The sequence below is a fragment of the Streptomyces lacrimifluminis genome (genome assembly GCF_014646095.1).
GTDB lineage: Bacteria > Actinomycetota > Actinomycetes > Streptomycetales > Streptomycetaceae > Streptomyces > Streptomyces lacrimifluminis.
This window is the reverse complement of record NZ_BMMU01000033.1, coordinates 15,599-37,077: the sequence shown is the minus strand read 5'-3', so window position 1 is coordinate 37,077 and position 21,479 is coordinate 15,599. Positions and strand designations below refer to the sequence as shown.

Annotated in this window: 17 protein-coding genes; 13 read left to right on the top strand and 4 right to left on the bottom strand. The window is 70.9% G+C overall.

Annotation, left to right across the window (positions count from 1 at the left end; all coding sequences use genetic code 11):
* Positions 1–8: 8 nt before the first annotated feature.
* From IEY89_RS33690 to IEY89_RS41080, 4 genes are all read right to left on the bottom strand, one after another.
* Complete coding sequence (locus IEY89_RS33690; protein ID WP_308437472.1) at positions 9–2,282, bottom strand: AbeC-like domain-containing protein; 2,274 nt, start codon at positions 2,280–2,282, stop codon at positions 9–11.
* A 212-nt stretch (positions 2,283–2,494) separates the two neighbouring features.
* Positions 2,495–5,932, bottom strand: coding sequence for a S8 family peptidase (locus IEY89_RS33685; protein WP_229695556.1), 3,438 nt, complete (start codon positions 5,930–5,932; stop codon positions 2,495–2,497).
* Positions 5,933–6,308: 376 nt separating this feature from the next.
* Entirely contained in the window at positions 6,309–6,671 is a 363-nt protein-coding gene (locus tag IEY89_RS33680; protein ID WP_189151364.1) for an LD-carboxypeptidase, read from the bottom strand.
* 359 nt (positions 6,672–7,030) lie between these two features.
* The gene (locus tag IEY89_RS41080) at positions 7,031–7,279 is read right to left on the bottom strand and encodes a hypothetical protein (protein ID WP_229695554.1); all 249 of its coding nucleotides are present in this window, start codon (positions 7,277–7,279) and stop codon (positions 7,031–7,033) included.
* A gap of 552 nt (positions 7,280–7,831) precedes the next feature.
* Between IEY89_RS41080 and IEY89_RS33670 the strand changes: the two genes are divergently transcribed.
* The 13 genes from IEY89_RS33670 to fabG all read left to right on the top strand — a co-directional run bounded on the left by IEY89_RS33670 (position 7,832) and on the right by fabG (position 21,454).
* Complete coding sequence (locus IEY89_RS33670; protein ID WP_189151332.1) at positions 7,832–8,662, top strand: 2-amino-3,7-dideoxy-D-threo-hept-6-ulosonate synthase; 831 nt, start codon at positions 7,832–7,834, stop codon at positions 8,660–8,662.
* Positions 8,659–9,876, top strand: a complete 1,218-nt coding sequence (locus tag IEY89_RS33665) for a 3-dehydroquinate synthase II family protein (protein ID WP_189151331.1) — start codon at positions 8,659–8,661, stop codon at positions 9,874–9,876. The genes IEY89_RS33670 and IEY89_RS33665 overlap by 4 nt, the downstream gene beginning before the upstream one ends.
* A gap of 6 nt (positions 9,877–9,882) precedes the next feature.
* Complete coding sequence (locus IEY89_RS33660; protein WP_189151330.1) at positions 9,883–11,280, top strand: class I adenylate-forming enzyme family protein; 1,398 nt, start codon at positions 9,883–9,885, stop codon at positions 11,278–11,280.
* Between the two features lie 133 nt (positions 11,281–11,413).
* The gene (locus IEY89_RS33655) at positions 11,414–11,689 is read left to right on the top strand and encodes an acyl carrier protein (RefSeq protein ID WP_189151329.1); all 276 of its coding nucleotides are present in this window, start codon (positions 11,414–11,416) and stop codon (positions 11,687–11,689) included.
* On the top strand, positions 11,686–11,970 hold the full coding sequence (locus IEY89_RS33650) for an acyl carrier protein (protein WP_189151328.1): 285 nt from the start codon (positions 11,686–11,688) through the stop codon (positions 11,968–11,970). Before IEY89_RS33655 ends, IEY89_RS33650 begins: the two co-directional genes overlap by 4 nt.
* Positions 11,960–13,249 (top strand): beta-ketoacyl-[acyl-carrier-protein] synthase family protein, encoded by a 1,290-nt coding sequence (locus IEY89_RS33645; RefSeq protein ID WP_189151327.1) that lies wholly within the window; start codon positions 11,960–11,962, stop codon positions 13,247–13,249. Before IEY89_RS33650 ends, IEY89_RS33645 begins: the two co-directional genes overlap by 11 nt.
* The gene (locus tag IEY89_RS33640) at positions 13,246–14,010 is read left to right on the top strand and encodes a hypothetical protein (RefSeq protein ID WP_189151326.1); all 765 of its coding nucleotides are present in this window, start codon (positions 13,246–13,248) and stop codon (positions 14,008–14,010) included. The genes IEY89_RS33645 and IEY89_RS33640 overlap by 4 nt, the downstream gene beginning before the upstream one ends.
* Positions 13,997–15,679, top strand: a complete 1,683-nt coding sequence (gene avaA6 / locus IEY89_RS33635; protein WP_189151325.1) for a 3-aminoavenalumate diazotase — start codon at positions 13,997–13,999, stop codon at positions 15,677–15,679. Before IEY89_RS33640 ends, avaA6 begins: the two co-directional genes overlap by 14 nt.
* Complete coding sequence (locus IEY89_RS33630; RefSeq protein WP_189151324.1) at positions 15,676–16,254, top strand: hypothetical protein; 579 nt, start codon at positions 15,676–15,678, stop codon at positions 16,252–16,254. The genes avaA6 and IEY89_RS33630 overlap by 4 nt, the downstream gene beginning before the upstream one ends.
* A 5-nt stretch (positions 16,255–16,259) precedes the next feature.
* Complete coding sequence (gene avaA7 / locus IEY89_RS33625; RefSeq protein WP_189151323.1) at positions 16,260–17,189, top strand: 3-diazoavenalumate denitrifying reductase; 930 nt, start codon at positions 16,260–16,262, stop codon at positions 17,187–17,189.
* Positions 17,186–19,252 carry an FAD/NAD(P)-binding protein gene (locus IEY89_RS33620; protein WP_189151322.1) on the top strand — a complete coding sequence of 689 codons (2,067 nt, stop codon included), beginning with the start codon at positions 17,186–17,188 and terminating at the stop codon, positions 19,250–19,252. Before avaA7 ends, IEY89_RS33620 begins: the two co-directional genes overlap by 4 nt.
* Positions 19,249–20,856 (top strand): nitrosuccinate lyase, encoded by a 1,608-nt coding sequence (locus IEY89_RS33615; protein ID WP_229695553.1) that lies wholly within the window; start codon positions 19,249–19,251, stop codon positions 20,854–20,856. The genes IEY89_RS33620 and IEY89_RS33615 overlap by 4 nt, the downstream gene beginning before the upstream one ends.
* Positions 20,738–21,454 (top strand): 3-oxoacyl-ACP reductase FabG, encoded by a 717-nt coding sequence (gene fabG, locus IEY89_RS33610; protein ID WP_189151321.1) that lies wholly within the window; start codon positions 20,738–20,740, stop codon positions 21,452–21,454. The genes IEY89_RS33615 and fabG overlap by 119 nt, the downstream gene beginning before the upstream one ends.
* Positions 21,455–21,479: the final 25 nt, after the last annotated feature.

Genomic DNA, 21,479 nt, shown 5'->3' with positions numbered 1-21,479 from the left:
TTCCAAGGCTACTTCTCGGCGCCGGCGGTGGCGGCCGGGCCGGCCTTCCGCGTGACGTTCTGGGTGGCGCTGGACCCCGGGCCGATCGCCTGGTTGCCGATGATGCTCGTCCCGCCCTGCTGGATGAGGCCCTGGTTGAGGATGGTCTGCTGCTGGCTGCGGAAGTCGGTGATGTCGTAACCGCGCGCGTCGAGGAACTCCCGGATCGCGGCGAGGGTATGGCGTTCCACCGCCGCCGTGATCCGTCCGGCGTCCACCACCTGGAAGTAGTTGTGGTAGCTGGGGCTCAGCGCCATCTCCCGAACGCTCAGCCGGGCGCCGTAGTCGAAGACCGGGTCGTGCTCCATGGCGGTCAGTTCGTCCACCATCCGCCGGGTGCGCCTGGCCTCGAAACGGGCCTGCCGCAGCGCGCGGGAGGGCGCGCCGAGGAACGCCGGGCCGGTACGGGGCAGCGCCTCCGTCAGCAGCCCGCGCCGCCGCTCGGGGGTGAGCGGGTCACGCAGGCGGTCCACCACGTGGTAGGCGGCGTCCACCGGACCCAGTACATGGTTGCCGCAGTGCAGGTGCAGGGTCCTGCCCTCGGTCGAGAAGTGCAGGAACACGCTCGGCACCACATCGCCGCCCCACAACGGCACATGGACCGCCAGATGGTGACGGACCGTGCCGGTCGGATGCAGCATGATCTCCTGGACGGCCCCGGCCGACAGCCGCGCGGCCGGTGTCAGACCGTTGGTCGACATGAACCGGGGGTCGTCCCCGATGGTCCTGCCGTCCACGAAGACCCGGTCCTCGACGGTGAGGGAGCGGAGCTCCTTCGCGGCGGCGTCCGCCGTCCCGCCGACACCGCCGCGCGCGGCCACCGAGCGGAGCTGTTCCCGTACGTGGTCGACGAGTTCGACGACGGTGAACGCCTCCGGCTCGGCGGGGCGCGATCTCTTGCCGGGGGTCTCGTCCGCGGGCAGGAGCGGCACGGCGAGCGACCAGTTGGAGGCGGCCTGGGCATAGCCGACGAACGGTGAGAACCCGCTGTACACGGTGACGTTGCCGTCGCGCGCCTCCTTGACCACCGCCAGCCGTCTGGCGATCCACACCCGCCGGGGTACGGACGGCGGGGGCTGCCGGGTGAACGTCTCGCGGGTCATGGTGGTGCGCAGCAGCCGGTCGACGGCGAGGGCGTGGCGCACGACCGTCGCGTACGCGAAGACCGTCGCGCCGACGGACGCGAGGACGGCCGGGACTCCGGCCAGGTAGGCGCCGAACAGCCAGCTCGCGAAGCCGGAGACAGGCAGTGACGCGAGGGCGACGGCGAAGGGGAGGACGCAGAGCACCACCACCACGGCGGTGATCCCCGCACCCAGCACGACCCTGCTGCCGGGCTGGCGTCGGCCACGGGTGGCGAGGCTGGGCCTCGGACGGCTCGCCGCGGTGACGGCGGACAGGAGCACCGCGGGGAACAGCAGCCACAGTGGCGCGAACAGTGCCACCACCGCGAACGCCCCGGTCAGCCGCAGGTCGCGGTCGCGGCGGAGGTCCTGTGCCGCCAGGCAGTGACGGGACACCGCCACCAGGTCGACGTCGGGCGAGGGGGCCACGGCGCCGGCCTCGTCGGCGAGCACGCCGTCCACCACCCGGTCGGCGAACCCCTCGTCGACGTAGGCCGCGGCGCACAGGTATCGGGTGACATCACCCGGCATGCTCCCGACCGGCATGTGCGCCTGCGGGGTCGTCATGGCAGCAACTCCCTTTCTCGGGCGGAACAGCGCCTTGGTGGCGCCGGCTGCCCCGTTGACGTGCACGCGTGGCAGTCCGACGGTCAGAAGGGCGAGCAGGACACCGGCCATCAGGCCGAAGGAGAGGGCGGCGTGCAGGAGTTCCTGGCGCAGTCCGGCGGTCGACAGGCCCAGTCCTTCGACGAAGGTGTCGAGCATCCACCACCGCAGCAGGGCCACGATCTCCGACACCAGCACACCCGCGACGAGGAGGCGGCCCCAGCCGGACGCCCCCCGGGTCCGCGACCACGACATCACCCGGGCGAGCGCCACCAGGAGCAGTACGACGCTGATGTTCTGCACGACCAGCATGTTCGAGCCGGCGTAGTCGAGGTACGCGTCGGAGGAGAAGTCCCACCTGGGGACGAAGGCCCCCTCGACCAGCCAGCGCGTCATCTCGCTGTCCAGGTGGTCCACGTAGAACTCCTCCACGCGGTCCTGCCCCCAGGGGCTGCCCACGAGGAGAAGGATCAGGCACAGCAGGGTGATCCGGCCGCGTGCGGGTGATCTCACCCCGGACACACTCCGTCGAGACATCAACACGTGGCGTTCCCCCCGTCGCCGGTCCCCGCGACCCGTGGCCGCACCCTATGGCTATCCCCGTTCGCGGTGAATGGGAACCCGTGAACTCGTGTTGCTCGCGCGGCAGTTGTGCAACGCGCAAAAGTCCCGTCCGGGACGGTGGTGACACCGCCCCGAACGGGACTTCCGCAGGGTCCGACGCTCTACTTGGTGGTGAGGTAGGCGCGTTCGATCGTCTGGGCCAGCGTGTTGCCGGCCCGGTCGGTCAGCTTCGCCCGCAGCGAGACGGAGCCCGCGGCGGCCGGGTGGGTCAGCTCCAGGTGCGTACCGCCGACGGCCTTGGCGTGCTGCCAGGTGGCGCCGTCGTCGTAGGAGACCTCGAAGGCGAGCTTCGCGGGCCGCTGTCCGGCAGCCGCGCCCTCGACGGTGAAGGGCACCGCGAACCGCTTGCCCGCCTTCGCCGTGCTGGACAGGCTCAGGTCGGGCGAGAAGCGGATCACCGAGAGCGGAAGGGTGGTGTTCGCGTCCTCGGGGGTGGTGGCGGAGCGGAAGGTCCACTCCGTCCGGACCCGGGTGCTGACCGGGTACACCGCGGGATCACGCCTGGCGTCCACCGTCAGCCGGTACGCGCTGTCCTGGGCGGGAACGGTGTACTCGGTGAGGTCGATCGGCGAGATGCCGTGGTCGTCGGGGATCTCCTTGCCGTCCGCCTGGAGCGAGCTCGTCACCGAGGTGTAGTCGCTGAGGCCCCAGTGGCCGGAGCCGTCGCCGAACTGCGGCAGAAAGGCCCTGATGACGTTCCCGTACCGCACGATTCCCGGGAGACCCTGATCCGGTCCGAGGTCACCCGCGGCGGGCAGGGCCGGGCCGAACACGCCGACGTTGAACCGCTCGGTGTAGCTGTGACCGGCCTGCCAGGTCCTCGGCATCCGCATCAGGAAGGTCTCGGAGCGCTTGTCGTCGCCCTCGCCGACCGTCTGCCAGATACGGAAGGACCACTTGACGTCGTTGTCGAGAACGTAGTCAATGGTGCGCAGCGGCAGTCCGCCGCGCAGGTCGTTCGCGCTGAAGATCAGGCTCCCGTCGGCTGTGTGCGGAGACACCTCGACCTGGACGCGCCTGCCCGCAACGGGCACGCCCACCTGGAGGTCGACCTTGGCGAGCTGCTTGCGCCGGACGTCGACGGCGAAGCCGTCCAGGCGGCCGGCCCGGTTCCAGGCCAGGTGGTAGGCGACCGGCCGGCCCTCGGCGTCCTCACGGGTCCAGTCGCCGGCGAACACGGCGGACACGGTGGACGCCTGATCGCCGGACGGCTCGGGTCCGAGCCGTCCGAAGCCCGTGCCCTCGAAGGTCGGCAGGAGGAACTCCATCCTGTCCTCGCGCGCGCCCTCGCCCCGGTCGAAGGTGAAGGAGGCCGTGGCCTCGGTGTTCTTCGCCGCCGCGTCGGGGACGGTGACCTCGACCGGCCGCGTCCGGCGGGCGTCGACGGTGACGGTGGTGTCCCGGTCCAGGGTCAGCTTCGGCTGCACCAGGATGGCGTGGGTGGCGGAGTCGTAGGACGGGTGGATCACCCCGCTGAGGGAGTAGTCGCCCTTCGGCAGCCGCACCGTGAGCTCGCCGTCCTGCTCGTCGGCGTAGTCGGCGTAGAAGTCGCTGCCGAGGCCGGAGAGGGAGGTGACGGCGTCGCCGGTCGGCGCGCCGTTCTCGTCGAGGTGCTTGAGCGTCAGGCTGTACGACTCCACCTCGCGCTCCACGCCGACGGCGGACCGCACCCGCACCTTGCCGTCGGCGGAAGTGGCCTGCACCGAGCCGCCGAAGCTGCCGTCGGCACTGCCCACGCGGGTGTCCGCGGTGACGGAGGCGCTCGCCTCGCCGCCCGCAGGGACGGTGATCCGCTGCGGGGACACGGCGAACATGCCCTCGGCGGCCGGCCTGCCGTCCACCGCGACCGCGTCGACGGACAGATCGAGGGTGACCGGCTCCGTACCGAGATTGCGGTACGTCACCTGCTTGGTCACCGGGGCGTCGTCGCCGTGCGGCCACTGCTGGAGACCGAAGTCGAGCGGCTGCCGCTCGGTGACGACGCGCTGCTCCAGCGCCCTGACCAGGTCCGTACGCCCGGTGCCCTGCTGGAAGGAGCTGTACGAGCCCGGCTCGGCCGAGCCCGTGAGGAGCGCCTTGATGCGCTCACCGGTCCAGTCGGGATGCTGCTGGGCGAGGATCGCGGCGGCGCCCGCGACATGCGGGGACGCCATGGAGGTGCCGCTGATGGTGAGGTAGCCGGGTATGTCGGAGGGGTACACCTCCGACAGGTTGCTGCCGGCGGCCGACGCGGCCGTGATGTCGACGCCGGGCGCGGTCAGGTCGGGCTTGACCCCGCTGTCCCCGACACGCGGGCCCCGGCTGGAGAAGTCCGCGAGCTGGTCGGACTTGTCGACCGCGCCGACGGTGAGCGCGGCGTCCGCGCTGCCCGGTGAGCCGACCGTGCTCTCACCGGCCTCGCCAGAGTTGCCGGCCGAAATGACGAAGAGGGCGTCGGACTCGGCGGAGAGCCGGTTGACCGTCTCCTCCAGCGGGTCGATGCCGGGCATGTCCTCGCCGCCGAGGCTGAGGTTGACGACGTCGGCACCCTGCGCCACCGCCCACTCCATGCCTGCGATGATCCCGGAATCACTGCCGAATCCGCCGTCGTCGAGAACCTTGCCGTTCAGGATCTTCGCGCCCGGGGCGACACCCTTGTACGTGCCGCCCGCCCTGGCTCCCGTACCGGCCACGGTGGACGCCACGTGCGTGCCGTGGCCGGACTTGTCCCCGGTACCGGAGGCGGAACCGCTGAAGTCCTGCTCCGCGACCACCTGACCGGTGAGGTCGGGGTGGGCGGTGTCGATGCCGGTGTCGAGGACGGCGACCTTGACGCCGGTGCCGTCGTACCCGGCGGCCCAGGCCGTGGGCGCGCCGATCTGCGGCACGCTCTTGTCGAGGCTCGCCTTGCGCCTGCCGTCGAGCCACAGCTTCTCGACGGCGGTGGAAGCGGTGAACCCCGTTGCGCTGTCCGTCTTCTGGCCGGCGCCGGTCACGGCGTTCCAGAACTCGGCGCCGCGCTTCTTCACGGGCCGCATCGCCTTGCCGTTGACGACCGGCAGGGCCCGGCCGACCTTCGCCCCGGCCCCGGTGAACGGGGCCATCGAGGGCGCCTTCTTCCCCCGGAAGGTGACGATCAGCGGTACGTCGCCACGGCGGGCGTCGTCATAGCCGTCGGCGACCAACTGGGTCACGTCGAACAGCCGCGCGTCCACCTTGCCCTGCGCCAGCAGCAGTTCGGCGTCTCCGGGCACGACCTGGGTGTGACCGGCGACCACCCGGACGGAGAACGGCACCTTCTCCCGGCCCTCGGCCCGGACCACGCCGGTGACCTTTCCGGCGCCGTCCAGCATGACCTGGTCACCGGTGACCAGGGTGACTGTCTTCGCTACCTCGGCCGTACCGGACGCCTGGGCCGACTTGGACGTCTCGGCCGTCCTGACCGTACCGGCGCCGCTCGCGTCCTGGGCTTCCGCGCCCGGGACACCGGCCAGCAGAAGGGCCGTGGAGGCCACCCCCGCCGCCACGACCGCACGTGTTGGTCTCGCGCGCAACTCCACCTGAACTCCTGACACTTCGACATCGGACGACATCGGACAGGAGCCGTCACCCGTACTCCCGACGGCTCGCGTCTAGAGACGGACGGGGGTGGCGTCGGGTTGGAAAAACGTCTGACTTGTTTCTGACGAGAGACCGGTGTGCGCCCTCCCTCCGACCCCCTTCCTCCACCGTTCGCCCTGTACAGAGGCGGTCCCGGTCCGTGGGTTTGGGCCGTTCGGCCGAGGCGGTGCTGCCCTCCGGGGCAGGAGATCGGACTGCGGGACCCAGTGAGGATGCACGGGGTGACACGAACAGCGAGGGAGTCGGGGACATGGCGAGGCTCCGCCACGCGGCTGTGACCGCGACCCACGGGTGAACGGGCGAACGGACAGTCCGTCAGCGCATGGGCCGGGCGGGCTCCGCAGCCATCTCGGCCAGTACCTCGCCGAGCGAGGTGGGCGTGAGGTGCAGGGTCTTCGTGGCCGACGACGCGTCGAGGACGTCGGGATGGTCGGGCGCCGGCTGATGCGGGCCCGCACCATTCGTCGCTCCAGGTGGCGAAGGGGCCGTGCAGGCCGGCCAGGCGGCATCGGGCCCCAGGGCGAGGTGGAGGTGGGTGATGTCGCTGAAGCCGACCAGGGGTTCAGGGTCGCGGCGCAGTGTGTCGGTATCGAGGTCGTCGACGATGCGGTAGGCGCCTTTGCCGCCCCGGGCGGCGATCACGGCGCGGACTCCCGGATCGCCGAACGCCGAGTTCAGGTCGAGACTCGGCCCGGAGCCCCCATGACGTCAGCGACTCGACGCCGCGGGCGACTGTCTCACGGCTGGGGGACTGGCCGGAGAGACGATCCGCACCCGGTCCCCGGGCAGCAACCGCGGCGACCGCACGGCCCGGAGACTGTTGAAGATGTCCATGCCGCAGTCTTCCTCCACAGGTTGAGCGCGATACACGACACCTCGACATACGAGCCCTCACCCTCGTAGCCCGCCGGCCACCGCCCCTCGGACGTCGAACTCGTGATCCCGCGTCTCCGGCAGCGCCAGCAGGCACAGGAGGCTGAGCAGGCAGAGGCCGCCAGTGGAGAAGCCGAGGACCAGCGGGGATTCCCACTGGCTGTTCAGCCTGGTGACGGCCGAGGGAAGCCGCCGCCGAAGGTGTCGGAGAGGATGAAGGCGGCGGAGACGCCGGTGTAGCGCGGCCGGGCCGGGAACAGTTCCGGGAGGCAGGCCACCACCGGGGAGAACATCAGCGCGAGGAACATCAGGCCGACCATGTGGGCGCCGGTGATCACCAACCCGTTGCGTGAACTCAGCGAGGCGTACACGAGGACCGCCCGCACCACGCTCCCGACGGCTCCGGCCGGCATCAGCGGGCGGCGGCCGATCCCTCGCCACAGCGACCCGCGGGGCCGCTGCCTTCGCTGCCTTCAGGGCTGACGCGGCCTGCAGGTTCGGGTCGACGATCTTGAGCGGTAATTCAGGCATGGGGGCGCTTCCGGGTCCTGAGTGGGGGGAGGACGTCGCATGAAACATGACCCGAGCTCGGACGTCACCTTAATCGCCGAAATTCAATTTCAACAAGTTCTCACCCTAATTGGCAGGCAATAAAGCATCCGATGCGCTCAGGGGAGGGACAGAACGCCCCAACGCGTATAGACCGCATAGACCGCACGAACAGTGCGCCCAGGCCCTGTCAACCCCACGCCACCTGTCAGACTCGTGTCAATTATTCATGCAAGGGGCCGTATAAATATTTCTCTCTGATGACATCTTGCCACCGGACGGTCACAGGTGAATGCTCATGATCGCTGAACTTGAATTTTCTACAAACATCGACTTTCGGACACGGAGAATCGCAACGGAATGTCGCGATTCGGCTTTCTGAAATACGGCCTCCGGGCCGGGAAGGCTCATTACCCATGCTCAGAAACGGCAAGCAATTACGCTTGCGGAGACTTTCGCTCGCGGGTGACGACCGGTATCTGCTCATCCCGCTCGACCACAGCGTCTCGGACGGTCCGATCGTCCCCGCCGACAAGTGGGACGACCTGCTGCGGGCACTCGTGGCCGGCGGGGCCGACGGCATCATCGTCCACAAGGGACGCGCCCGCTCCTTCGCGCCGGACATCCTGAAGAGCTGCGCGCTGGTGGTGCATCTGAGCGCCAGTACCGCCTGCTCCGCCGACGTCCACGCCAAGGTGCTGGTCGCCGACGTCGAGGAGGCGCTGACGCTCGGCGCGGACGCGGTCAGCGTTCATGTGAACATCGGCTCGGACACCGAGGCACAGCAACTGGCCGACCTGGGGGCGGTGGCCCGCTCCTGCGACGCGTGGGGCATGCCCCTGATCGCGATGGTGTACCCGCGCGGCCCCCGGATCGAGGACCCGCGCGATCCCGCCCTCCTCGCCCACCTGGCCAACGTCGCCGCGGACCTGGGCGCCGACATGGTGAAGACCTCCGTCGCCCTGCCGATCGAGCGCATGGCCGAGGTGGTGGCGAACAGTCCCATCCCCGTCCTCGCGGCCGGCGGCCCACCCGACGGCTCCGACCTCGTCGAATACGGCACCGCCGTGATGGCCGCCGGCTGCCGGGGCCTGGCCATCGGGCGCCGGATCTTCTCCTCCCCCACCCCCGCCGCACTGGTGTCCCGCCTCTCGGCGGTCGTGCACGGCAGCGGCAGCGGCAGCAACGGCATCACCGATGGCATGCATATGGCTGATTACTCGACGATCGTGGCAGGAGTGGCATGAGGTTCGCATGGATCGACCTGCGTGAGGTCCCCCGTCCCCAGCTCCAGGCGGTGGTGGACGCGGCGATCCACGCCCGGATGGCGGGTGTGGTGGCGGCCGACGCCGAGTTGCTCGGGACCCTGCCCCCGACCGTCACCCGGGTACTGGTCTCCGAGGGCGGCGCCCCGGTCACGACCGCTGCGAAGAAGCCCGGCGACAAGGAGGGGAAGGAGACGAAGGCCCCCGACAGGGAAGCCAAGTCCCAGTCCGGCAGCAGCAGTTCACCGTCCGGCACCGTATTCGACGTACTCCTGCGGAAGTTCGGCACCCAGGACGAGCTGGACGCCCTCGCCGCCGACCACCGCGCCGGCACTCGCACCGGTGGCACGCCGGTCTCCGGCTTCATCGACGTGCGGGACGACCGCACCCTCCAACTGTCGTGCGCGGGCGCCATGGTGCTGCCGTACACGGTGATCCACTTCGCCGACCCGACGAAGATCCCGCTGGAGATCGTGCTCGCCGCGGCCGAGTCCGCCGAGGGCAAGCTCGTGACGGTCGTCGACGGCCTGGAGGAGGCGGCCATCGTCTTCGACGTGCTGGAGCGCGGCTCGGACGGCATCCTCTTCACGCCCCGCAGCGCCGACGAGGTGTTCGCCCTGGCCCGGCTGTTGGAGGCGACGACGCCCCAACTGGAGCTGTCCACACTCACCGTGGAGAGCATCCGGCACGTCGGACTCGGCGACCGGGTCTGCGTGGACACCTGCTCGCACTTCGAGGAGGACGAGGGCATCCTCGTCGGCTCCTACTCCTCCGGGTTCGTGCTGTGCTGCAGCGAGACCCACCCCCTGCCCTACATGCCGACCCGGCCGTTCCGGGTCAACGCGGGCGCCCTGCACTCGTACACGCTCGGCCCCGACAACCGCACCAATTACCTCAGCGAGGTCGGCTCGGGCAGCGCGCTGCTCGCGGTCGGCGCCGACGGGCGCACCCGGCGGGTCGTCGTCGGGCGGGCCAAGCTCGAATCCCGGCCGCTGCTGGAGATCCGCACCCACGCCGAGGACGGCCGGCTGGTCAGCCTGACCGTGCAGGACGACTGGCACGTACGGGTGCTCGGCCCGGGCGGGAAGGTCCTCAACGTCACCGAGTTGCGGACCGGCGACGAGTTGCTCGGCTATCTGGCTGCCGACAAGCGCCATGTGGGCCTGCCCATCGGCGAGTTCTGCAAGGAGGTCTGAGGTTCGATGGGCGAACTCGAAGACCTGGGGTCGGATCTCGCTGCCCTGGTCCAGGGGCTGTTCGACGCGCGCGACGACCGGCTGCCGTATCTGACGTACCAACAGGAAACACTCACCCGCAGTGAGTTACGGGAGCGGGTGGGCAAGCAGGCCGCAGTCTTCGCCGGGTACGGCATCGGGCCGGGCTCCACCGTGGGCCTGCGGACTCCGCCCAGTTTCACGCAGATCGAGGTGCTGCTCGCCCTGTGGCGGCTCGGCGCGCAGGTGATGCTCTTCGACTTCCGGCTCAAACCGCCCGAGGTGGCGGCGCTCTGTGCGTCCTGCCGGCCGCAGTTCATGGTCAGCGCCGGTTCCAACGTCCGGGCCACGTTCGGTTTCCGGTCCGAGTACGAGGTCGTCACCGAGCGGCACAGAACCGGCCTCCCCGCCACCACCGGGCACCGCCTCGTCCAGTTCAGCTCGGGCTCGACCGGAAGGCCGAAAGTCATCGGCAGGACAGCCCAATCGCTCGCCACGGAGGTCGACCGGTTCGCCGGGGTGCCCGGCATGCCGGTCGAGGGCGACCGGCTGCTGCTGCTCAGTTCGACGGCCCACAGCTTCGGTCTGATCGGCGGCCTGCTGTACTCCCTCGCCGCCGGTGTCTCCGTCGTCTTCGCACCCCGCGTCTCCGCCCGCGACATCCTGCGGACCGCGCTGGAGCACCGGATCACCGCCCTGTTCGGGGTGCCGACGCACTTCGAACTGCTCACCGCCGCCGTCGATCCCCCGGTGCTCCCCGACCTGCGCATCGCGGTGTCGGGCGGCGAGATCATGCCCCCGCAGGTCGCGGCGCAGTTCGCGCGGCGGTACGGCGTCGGGGTCGGGGAGGCGTACGGGACCACGGAGACCGGCATCGTCGCCATCGACGTCGGCGGCACGCTGCGCCCCTCGGTCGGCCGGGCGGCGCCTGGTGTGGCGCTGCGCGTGCGGCGGGACGAACTGGACGTCGCCCTCGACGAGTCGCCGTACCTCTTCGACTCGGGCGGCACCCAGTACGCCGACGGCTGGCTCCACACCCGGGACCGGGCCGCGCTGGACACCACCGGCGCGGTACTGGTGCGGGGGCGCGCCGACTCCCTCGTCGTCATCGGCGGCCTCAAGGTGGACCTCACCGAGGTGGAGAACGTACTCCGCGACCACCCGGCCGTCGAACAGGCGGTCCTGGTCCACGAGGACGTGACCGAGGCGTACGTCACGGTCACGGCCGGCGTTGAACGCCCGTCCGCCGAGGAGCTGTTGCGGTGGTGCAGGGAGCGGCTGACCGACTACAAGGTGCCCCGGGTCATACGGCTGCTGGATGCGCTGCCGCGCACGTCCAACGGGAAGTTGGTTCGGCAGGCCGAGACCTTGCGTTCCGCCGGGTAGGGCGGGTGCTCTCGGTTGTTGGTTGCCCGCAGGCCGGTTGTGGCTTGTCGCGCCCGCGCGGCGGAGCCACAAATGTCACAGCCCCGCGCCCTGGAAGGGCGCTTGACTCCCCCTCTTTCTGGAGATACCGATCATGACTACGTCGACCCTGGAAGACGAGATCCGCGAGTTCGTCCTGACCGCGGTCATCGACGAGATGAACATCCTGCTGAGCCGCGACGGCATCACGGACGACAGCCCGGTGACCGTCGGCGGCCTGGATGTCGACTCCCTGAGCCTGATCGAACTCACGCTTCGGCTGGAGTCGCGGTTCGGCGTCGAGATCCCCGACACCGACATCGAACCCCTGGCCACCCTGACCCTCGGCGGGCTCGTCGCCGAGGTCGTCCGCCGCGGTGCGAAGGCATGAGTACGAGCACGGGGGCCACCGGCACCGACATCACCACCGACTCCGTACGAGAGCTTCTGTCCGATCGCAAGGTTTTCCCGGGACTGCCCGAGGACCTCGACGAGGACGCCGAACTCGTCCTGGATTCCCTGGGGTTGGTGTGGCTGCTTCATGTGGTGGAGGAGCGGTACGGCCTGATCGTCGAACCCACCGACGAGGACATCGCCGGGCTGACATCGCTCCGGCGGCTCACCGGATACCTGCGTACCGCCCAGAAGGGGGACGCCCGGGATGACGCGTGAAGTGACGGTGACCGGATACGGCGTACGGACCGCCTTCGGCGAGGGTGCGGAAGCCCTGCGGCGCGGGGTGTTCGCGGGGGTGCCCGCGTTTCGGCCCACGACGCGGTTCGATACGGAGCCGTATCGGACGGCGGTGGCGGCGGTCGCGCCCGACGGTGCGGACGGTGCCGACGCGGTCGAGGGGTGGGCGTTGCGGGATGCGCTCCGGCGGTGTGGTGACGAGGCGCTGGGTATGGCTGGGCTCGGGGCGGGTGCGGAGGCGGCTGTGCTTTTGGGGGTCGCCGGGGATAACCGGAGTGTTACCCGGTATTGGCGGAGGGCCGGAGATTCCGTATCGAGCGAGTTGTCGGATGTCGGCCGCGGGTCCGTTGTGGCTGGTCGCGCCCACGCGGTGGCGCCGCAGATGTCACAGCCCCGCGCCCCCGTCGGGGCGCTGCCGGCACCGGAGTCGAACAGTCTCGCCGACGCCGTGCCCGCTCAGCTTGCCGAGTTGCTTGCCGACGGCCTCGGGCTGATCGGGACCCGGCTTGCCTTCACCAATGCCTGTGTGGCGTCCGCTGCCGCGATCATTCATGCCTGTCGGCTGATCTCCTCCGGGCGGATCGACGTCGCCGTCTGTGCGGGCGGGTATCTGGTCGAGGAGGAGACGTTCGGCAAGTTCGACTCCGGGCGGGCGTTGTCGCGGGACGGCATGGTGCGGCCGTTCAGTGCCGATCGCAGCGGGCTGCTGCTGGGCGACGGGGTCGCCTCCGTCGTACTGGAGTCCGCCGAGCACGCCCGCTGGCGCGGGGCCCGGCCGCTCGCCTCCGTTGTCGGATGGGGCGCCGCGACCGACGCCCACCACATCGCCCAGCCGCACCCGGAAGGCATCGGCCTCGCCCTCGCCGCACGGCAGGCGTTGCGGCAGGCCGGGGACCCGGACGGGGCGTCCCTCGACTACGTCAACGCCCATGGCACCGGTACCAAGTACAACGACGGCGCCGAGACCCGGGGCCTGCGCGCCGCCTTCGGGAAGCGGGCCGAGTCGATACCGGTCAGCTCGACCAAGAGCACCACCGGCCACCTCCTGGAAGCCGCTGGCGTCGTGGAGTTCGTGATCACGATGCTGGCCCTGCTGGACGGTGTACTCCCGCCGACCGCCGGATACGGCAGCCCCGACCCGGAGTGCGACCTCGACTACGTACCGAACGCGCCGCGCCCCGCCGACCCCCGCCGGGCCCTCACCATCAACGCCGCCTTCGGGGGCGCCAACACCGCACTCGTCCTGGAGCGGCCGTGACCACGACCCACGAGACCGCGCTCCGTTTCTCCCTCGGCATCCTCGCCACCGCCACGGCGGCCCACGACACCGGCCGGGACGACGACATCGCGCTGCCGAAGCTGCCCGGCTTCGTGGAGTCGGCGTTCAGTCCGCTGGCGTACGAGGTGAGCAGCAGGTGTCTGACCGCGCACCCCGGAGACGGCGCCCGTACCGCCGTGGCGCTGGCCAGTCTGGCGGGTGACACCACCACCGCGGATCTGGCGAGTCGGCGCATGGTGTCCGGGCGGGTCCACAACCCGCTGCTGTTCATGCAGGCCACCGCCAACTCCGTACTGGGGCACATGAGCCGCGAGTTCGGCATCACCGGCCAGATGTTCAGCCTCTCCACCCTCGTCGACCCGCTGAGCGAGCTCCTGTCCATGGCCGACGTGTTGCTGGACGACCCGGAGCTCGACCGTGTCCTGGTGCTGGGAGTGGAACTGGGCGGTGGCGAACGCGTGACCGCAGTACACCGCGAACTGGCGGCAACCAGCGGGCGTTCGGGCCCCGCCGCCGCTCTGCCCGCGTCCGCGGGCCTGGCAGCGGCGGTACTGCTCGGCCGTCCCGGCGACGCGGCCGGGCCACAGGTGTCGATCAGGTCCACAGGGTCAACCAGGGCGTCCGCCGGACGACTCGGCAGCATCCAGAGCCTGTTCGAGCTGGCCGCAGCCCACGCCGAACCACGTACCGAGGCCGAACCACGTACCGAGACGGAGACCCATCCCCATGCTCATCAGTAGGCAGGAGCGGGCGCGGATCTGCTCCGACACCGAACTGGGCGCCGGTAACATCCTCGCCCGCCTGACGTCGTACGACCGTCCACGCGACGAGGTCGTACTGCGCATGGACGGCAACTGGTCCGCCCCCGACGGTAGTTGCCCCACCCAACTCACCTTCGGGGAGTTGCAGGAGGTCGTCGAGACCTACGCGGGCTGGTACACCGCCCAGGGTGTGCGCCCTCGTGACCCGGTCGCCCTCCACTCCTACTCCAGCGCCGAGTTCGCGGTGAACTTCCTGGCGCTGACGTCCCTCGGTGCGATCCCCTCGTTCGTCAACGGCAACCTGCCGCCGGACATCGCGCGGGAGTACGTACGACGGCAGGGCGCCGTGGGTGCCTTCACGGACCGCCAACACCACGACGTCCTGGCGGCGAAGGCTTCGGACGCGACCTCTGACCTCGGCTTCTGCGCGACCGCCGCCGACATCCGCCCCGAACACCGCGCCGCGCTCCCGCCCTCCTACCCGTACCGTCACGACCCCACCGACCCGGTGCTCATCTCGCACTCGTCCGGAACCACCGGTATGCCCAAGGGAGTTCCGCACACCCACCAGACCCTGATGTACGCGCAACTGCACCGCCTGCGCTACTCCACCGGCACCGACATGGAACGCACCCTGGTCGGACTGCCGGGCGCGCACAACGCGATGGTGGCGACGCTGCTGTACTGCCTCCTCCTGCGCACCGACATAAAACTCCTCTCCAGTCAGCGCGGCACCGAAGTACTGGACGCCATCGAGGAGTTCAGGCCCACCACCGTGCTGGCCTTCGCCGGGACCTTCGGCGAGATGGCCGCCGAGGACCTGACGGCCCGCGACCTGTCCAGCGTGCAGGTGTGGTTCAACACCGGGGACGCGGCCCACGAGGCGCACATCCGGGCCCTCGTGCGGCATGGCAGCCACCAGACCATCGGCAAGGACCTGCGGCGCACCCGCGTCGACGGGTCCGTCTTCGTCGACGGTCTCGGCTCGTCCGAAGCCGGCTACTCCGTCTTCCACAACCGGCACACCAAGGACACCTCGGCCTACTCGCGTTGCGTCGGCAGGCCGATCAGCTTCGCCGAGGCCGCCGTACTCGCCGAGGACGGCACTCCGCTGCCGCCCGGAGAGATCGGCCGCCTGGGCCTCAAGTCCCCCACACTCACACCTGGTTACTGGAACGACTCGCTGACCTGGAACCGGATGCGCCTCGGCGGTTACTGGCTCACCGGCGACCTCGCCCACCAGGACGAGGACGGCAGTTTCTACCACCTCGACCGCGCCCCGGACGCCATCCGCACCAGCGCCGGCGTCGTCTTCAGCACCCGCACCGAGGAACTTCTGCTCCGCGAACTGCCCGAACTGACCGACTGCACGGTCGTCGGAGTCGCCGACGACGGTGTACGGGCCGACTGGGACGGCGACGGAGTGGCGGAGGCCTACGCGCTGCTCCAGCTCGCGGACGAAGTAGGCGGCAGCGACGAGGAGTTGACCGGACTGGTCAACACGGCCCTCAAGGCATCCGCGTTCCCGCCGGTCACCCGTGCCCTGCGCATGAAGCCCGACGACGTCGCCAAGGGCGCCACCGGCAAGGTCCTCAAACGAGTGATGCGCGACCGCTTCACCGCTTCCTCGGCAAAGGAACAGGCATGAGCACGGGTACGGATGCCGGGGACGTCAACCACCGCGCCCGGGCGAGCGAGGCGTACCGCTTGTGGTGGCAGCACGACGCGAACTGGTACCAGGGGGTGGCGAGCCGGTTCGGGCAGGAGGCCGCCAACGAACTCAACGCCGAGGCGCTGCGCAAGGTCGCGACGCACGTCGGACAGCGCGTCGGCCGCCTCTCCGGCCCGCTCCCCGCCACCGGCGACACCCACAAGGACCTGGAGGAACTGCGCCGCCGGTACGACGACTGCGGCGACCGGATGTTCCCGGCGGAACTGCGCAACGCCTCCACCGAGGTCGAGGACGCGACCGACGACGAGGGTCTGATCGTCCTCACACTCCGCCGGAGCTTCGCCGTCACCATGGTGCGGATGGCAGGCTCACTGGACGGCTACCGGTGCCCGTGCACCGACATCCACGCGGGCTGGTCCGAAGGACTCGGGGTCACCCTCACGGAGAACCGCGCCGAGGCATGCCTGCGCGACGGCGACAAGGCGTGCCGCCTGCTGATGCGCGTACGTACGCCCCTTGTTCACAACGATACGAACGATACGAAGGACTGAACGCCATGCGGATACTCGTCGCAGGAGCCACCGGAGTGGTCGGCCATCCCCTGGTGGGCGCGCTGCGGGCGCGGGGGCACCAAGTGAGCGCGCTGGTACGGGAGGAGTCCCGGGCCCGCGCTCCGGAAGCGGACGCGATCGTGGTCGCCGACGCCCTCGACCGGGAAGCGCTGCTGGCCGCCGTGTCGGACGCACGCCCTGAGGTGGTCGTCCATCAGTTGACGGCGCTGCGGCTGATGGGCGACGACCCCGCGGGGGCCTTCGCCCGGACCGCGCGACTGCGCACCGAGGGCACCGCCAACCTGGTCGCGGCGGCCCGCGCGGCCGGTGCCCGGCGGCTGGTCGCGCAGTCCATCGCCTTCGCGTCCGCGCCGACCGGAGACCCGCTCGTCGACGAGGACGTACCGCTGTACGTGGACGCCCCGGACCCCGGCTGGGCGGCCACCGTACAGGCGGTCGCCGAGCTGGAGGCACAAGTACTGGGCGCCGCACCCGAGTTGAGTGGCGCGGTGCTGCGGTACGGGTCGCTGTACGGCCCCGGCACCGCGTACGCCCGTACCGGCGGCGGGACCGCGCAATTCGTACTGGCGGGGAAGTTCCCGCTGCCCGAGGGCGGGGCCGGGGTCACCTCGTTCCTGCATGTGGAGGACGCCGTGGGGGCGGCGGTGACGGCCGTGGAGTCGGAGGCCACCGGCGCCTTCCACATCACGGACGACGAACCGGCCCCGGCCGCCCAGTGGTTGCCCCACTACGCCCGGGCGCTGGACGCTCCGGCGCCGCCCGCGATCCCTGCGGAGATGGCACCCCGGCTGCTCGGCTGGTTCATGGCCCACCAGCTCACCGTGGCGGCCGGCGCGTCGAACGCCCGGGCGCGTAAGGAACTTGGCTGGAAGCCGCTGCGGCCGAGCTGGCGCGAGGGGCTGGGCCACGAATGAGCGGACCCGAACCAGGCTCTTCGGGTGACACCCGCGATGCCGTCGTCGTGTGCGTGATCGGCGCCGGTCCGCGCGGGCTCTCGGTCCTGGAGCGGCTCTGCGCCAACGCGGGCGAGGCGGGCCGCCCGGTCGTGGTCCATCTCGTCGACCCGTATCCGCCGGGCCCGGGTGCGGTGTGGCGCACCGACCAGCCGCCCGAGCTGCTGATGAACACGGTTGCCTCCCAGGTGACCCTGTTCACCGACGACAGCGTGCCGTGCGCGGGCCCGTCGGTGCCGGGCCCGAGCCTGTACGAGTGGGCGTGCACCCTGGATGCCGAGGCGTACCCGCCCTCGATCCTGGCGGAGGCCCGCCGCCTCGGCCCGGACACCTACCCGACCCGCGCCTTCCACGGCCACTACCTGAAGTGGGTCTTCGGGCACCTGTTACGCACCGCCCCGCCCGAGTTCACGGTCCACACGCACCGGACGACGGCGCTCGCACTGACGGATGACGACCGGTCCCCGGGCGGCCACCAGTGCGTGACCCTGGCGGACGGCGACCTGCTCACCGGCCTGGACGCGGTCGTACTGGCCCTGGGACACGGACAGCTGACACCGAGCCCGGAGGAACAAGACCTGCGCGCCTTCGCCGCCCGCCACACAAGTGCCGGAGCCGGTAACCGTGTTGGTGCCGATGCCGGTTCCCGTGCCGCCGCCGGCGTGTCCTACGTGGGCCCCGCCAACCCGGCCGACGCCGACCTGAGTGGAATCCGCCCCGGCACCCCGGTCGCCCTGCGCGGACTCGGGCTGAACTTCTTCGACCAGCTGGCGCTGCTCACCGAGGGCCGCGGCGGCACGTTCAAGCAGGGCGACCAGGACGGCCGGGCCGCCGGGCTCGTGTACATCCCAAGCGGCAACGAGCCGGTGCTGTACGCCGGTTCGCGGCGCGGAGTGCCGTACCACGCGCGCGGCGAGAACGAGAAGGGCGCGCTGGGCCGCCACCACCCCCGCTTCCTGACCCCGGAGGTCATCGCGGGCCTGCGGCGGCGGCCGGTCGGCTTCCGCAGCGACGTCTGGCCGCTGGTCGACCGCGAGGTCCGGACCGTCTACTACGAAGCGTGGCTCCGGGCCGCCCAAGGCCCTTCGGCGGCAACGGAGTTCGTTCGTTCCTGCCTCGCGGACCGCGACGACGAGTCGGTGCTCCTCGACCGGTACGACATACCGCCGGACGAGCGATGGGACTGGCGGCGCGTTGAACGCCCGTACGGAGACCGGCACTTCGCTGATCGCGCCGACTTCCGGCACTGGCTGCTCGCGTATCTGCGCCAGGACGTCACCGCCGCCCGCCTCGGCAATGTGAACGGGCCGCTGAAGGCAGCGCTGGACGCGTTGCGGGACCTGCGCAACGAGGTCCGGCTGGTGGTCGATCACGGAGGGGTGTCGGGTGAGTCGTACCGGGCCGAACTGGACGGCTGGTACACGCCGTTGAACGCGTTCACGTCGATAGGCCCGCCCGCGTTCCGGATCGAGCAGCTGATCGCGCTGATCGAGGCGGAGATACTGCAGGTGGTCGGTCCGGGGATGCGGGTGTGTCCGACGGACGGTGAGAGCGGTCTCGACGGGCCCGGTTTCCTCGTGGACGCGGAAGGGGTGTCGGAGCCGCCGGTGCTGGTGAGGGCGCTCGTCGAGGCTCGGCTGCCCGACATCGACCTGCGGCGCAGCGCGGATCCGCTGCTGCGGGGGCTGCTGGCGGAGGGCGGGTGCGTCCCGTACCGGCCGGGCGGCCACGAGGCGCACGAGTCGGGCGGGATGGCGGTGAGCGACGGCGCGCCCCGGCTGCTGGACGCGTCGGGGCGAGCGCATCCTCGCCGGTTCGCGTACGGGGTGCCGACGGAGGGGGTTCGCTGGGTGACGGCGGTAGGCATCAGACCGGGCGTGGGCTCGGTGACGCTGGAGGACTCGGACGCGATAGCCCGGGCGGTACTGGGACTGGAGCTGGGACCGGAGGTGCGTGAACTGCCGCCACAGACAGCTCAGTCGACTGCACGTCAGATATCTGGCGCAGGGAGTCGACGAGCATGAACGGGAGAACGGCCCCCGTGTCCGTCGGCACCGACGCGGGGCTGCTCGCACCCACATGGGCGGGCACGCAGGCGGCGGCCGAGGTGACCGACGAGGCATGGCTCCAGGCGATGCTTGACGTGGAAGTAGCCCTGGTCCAGGCCCAGTTCGAGGTCGGCCTGACACCCGCCGCAGCGCTCATGTCTATCGCCTCCCAGGCCCACGCGGACCGCCTGGACCTGGTCGCACTGGCGCACGCGGCGCGAGGCGCCGCCAACCCGGTGGTCGCCCTCGTCACCGCCCTCACCGAGGTGGTCGCCGCGAAGGACCCGGCCGCCGCCGAGTACGTACACCGGGGTTCGACCAGCCAGGACATCCTGGACTCGGCGGCCATGCTGATCGCCCGCCGCGTACTCACCCTGATCGCCACCGACCTCGAACGCACCGCCGCCGCCCTGGCCGCACTCGCGGACACCCACCGCCACACCGTCCTGGCGGCCCGCACCCTGGCCCAGCACGCGGTACCCACCACCCTCGGCCTGAAGGCGGCGGCCTGGCTCCAGCTCGTCGTGGACGCCCTGACCCGAGTACGGGCGGTAGCCGGTGCGCTACCCGCCCAACTGGGCGGCGCGGCAGGCACGTTGGCCGCGTACCGCGAGTACGCGAACGTGGACGGCGGGGCGAGAAGGGCATTCGATGGAAGTGAGGGCGGAATCGAGTTGCTGGCCCCCTTCGCGAAGGCCCTCGGGCTGGCGGAGCCGACGCTGCCGTGGCACACCGTGCGCACGCCGATCGCCGAACTGGGCGCGGTCCTTCAGCTGGTCACCGGGGCGCTCGGCAAGTTCGCACTGGACGTGCAGACGCTGTCCCGTACGGAGATCGGCGAGCTGTCCGAGCCGGCGGCGGCGGGACGCGGCGCCTCGTCGGCGATGCCACAGAAACGCAACCCGGCCCTCGCCACCCTGATCGTGTCGGCTGCCCGCCAAGTCCCCGCGTACGCACTGGTGTTGGCGCAGAGCCTGCTGGCCGAGGACGAACGCCCCGCCGGGGCCTGGCACGCCGAGTGGCAGCCGTTGCGGGAGGCACTGCGGCTGACTGGCGGCGCGGCGCACACGGCGGTGGAGCTGGCGGAGGGCCTGATCGTCCACCCGCAACGCATGCTGGCCAACCTCGACCTGACCGGCGGAGCGATCGTCACCGAACGACTGGCGGTCGTACTCGCCCCGGTGCTCGGCAAGGCGCACGCGAAGAAGCTGCTGTCGACGGCCTCGGCCGAGGCGGCCGACACGGGGCGGACCATCCGCGAGGTGCTGTCCGGCCACCCCGAACTGTCGGCCCGTTTCACCCCCGCCGAGCTGTCGGAACTCCTCGACCCGGCCCGCTACACGGGCGCGGCCGACGCACTGGTCGACCGGGCGCTGGGCAGATACGCAGGACAGTGGGCAAATCCGCCCCGTCCCGGCCCTGGGCCGTCCTCGGCACGACAGGAAAGGAAGGTAAGGCACGATGGCTCAGACAACACCCCGCTCGGTCCTGGTGACCGGGGGAAACAGGGGGATCGGGCTGGCCATAGCCCGCCGCTTCGTGGCGGCCGGGGACCTGGTCACGGTGACCTACCGCAGTGAGGCACCACCCGGCGACGAGGGCTTTCTTTCCGTGCGGTGCGATGTGACGGACGGTCAGCAGGTGGACCAGGCCTTCAAGGAGGCCGAGTCGGCCCACGGTCCGGTCACCGCCCTGGTCGCCAACGCGGGCATCACCCAGGACCGGCTGCTGGTCCGGATGAGCGAGGCGGACTTCACCTCCGTCATCGACACCAACCTCACCGGGGCCTTCCGCGTCGCCCAGCGCGCGGTGCGCGGAATGCTCCGGGAACGCCATGGCCGCATCGTGCTGATCTCCTCCACGGCGGCCCTCCACGGCGCCGCCGGGCAGACCAACTACGCGGCGGCGAAGGCGGGGCTGGTCGGCTTCGCACGGTCACTGACCCACGAACTCGGCCCCCGGGACATCACCTGCAACGTGGTGGCTCCCGGTCTGACCGAGACGGACATGACCCGTGCGCTCACCGAGGAGCAGCGCCAAGAGCTGCTGCGGCAGACCCCCGCCGGACGGCCGGCCCACCCCGACGAGGTCGCCGACGCGGTGGCGTTCCTGGCCGGTGCCGGTTATGTACGCGGCGCCGTGATCCCGGTCGACGGAGGCGCCGGACTGGGGCACTGAGGGCCACCTCGACGGAAGAGAACAG

Coding starts and splice junctions, on each gene's coding strand:
- IEY89_RS33660 (WP_189151330.1), top strand. CDS start 9,883: ATGGGCGAACTCGAAGACCTGGGGTCGGATCTCGCTGCCCTGGTCCAG.
- IEY89_RS33665 (WP_189151331.1), top strand. CDS start 8,659: ATGAGGTTCGCATGGATCGACCTGCGTGAGGTCCCCCGTCCCCAGCTC.
- IEY89_RS33655 (WP_189151329.1), top strand. CDS start 11,414: ATGACTACGTCGACCCTGGAAGACGAGATCCGCGAGTTCGTCCTGACC.
- IEY89_RS33645 (WP_189151327.1), top strand. CDS start 11,960: ATGACGCGTGAAGTGACGGTGACCGGATACGGCGTACGGACCGCCTTC.
- IEY89_RS33615 (WP_229695553.1), top strand. CDS start 19,249: ATGAACGGGAGAACGGCCCCCGTGTCCGTCGGCACCGACGCGGGGCTG.
- avaA6 (WP_189151325.1), top strand. CDS start 13,997: ATGCTCATCAGTAGGCAGGAGCGGGCGCGGATCTGCTCCGACACCGAA.
- IEY89_RS41080 (WP_229695554.1), bottom strand. CDS start 7,279: ATGCCGGCCGGAGCCGTCGGGAGCGTGGTGCGGGCGGTCCTCGTGTAC.
- IEY89_RS33650 (WP_189151328.1), top strand. CDS start 11,686: ATGAGTACGAGCACGGGGGCCACCGGCACCGACATCACCACCGACTCC.
- IEY89_RS33620 (WP_189151322.1), top strand. CDS start 17,186: ATGAGCGGACCCGAACCAGGCTCTTCGGGTGACACCCGCGATGCCGTC.
- IEY89_RS33670 (WP_189151332.1), top strand. CDS start 7,832: ATGCTCAGAAACGGCAAGCAATTACGCTTGCGGAGACTTTCGCTCGCG.
- fabG (WP_189151321.1), top strand. CDS start 20,738: ATGGCTCAGACAACACCCCGCTCGGTCCTGGTGACCGGGGGAAACAGG.
- avaA7 (WP_189151323.1), top strand. CDS start 16,260: ATGCGGATACTCGTCGCAGGAGCCACCGGAGTGGTCGGCCATCCCCTG.
- IEY89_RS33630 (WP_189151324.1), top strand. CDS start 15,676: ATGAGCACGGGTACGGATGCCGGGGACGTCAACCACCGCGCCCGGGCG.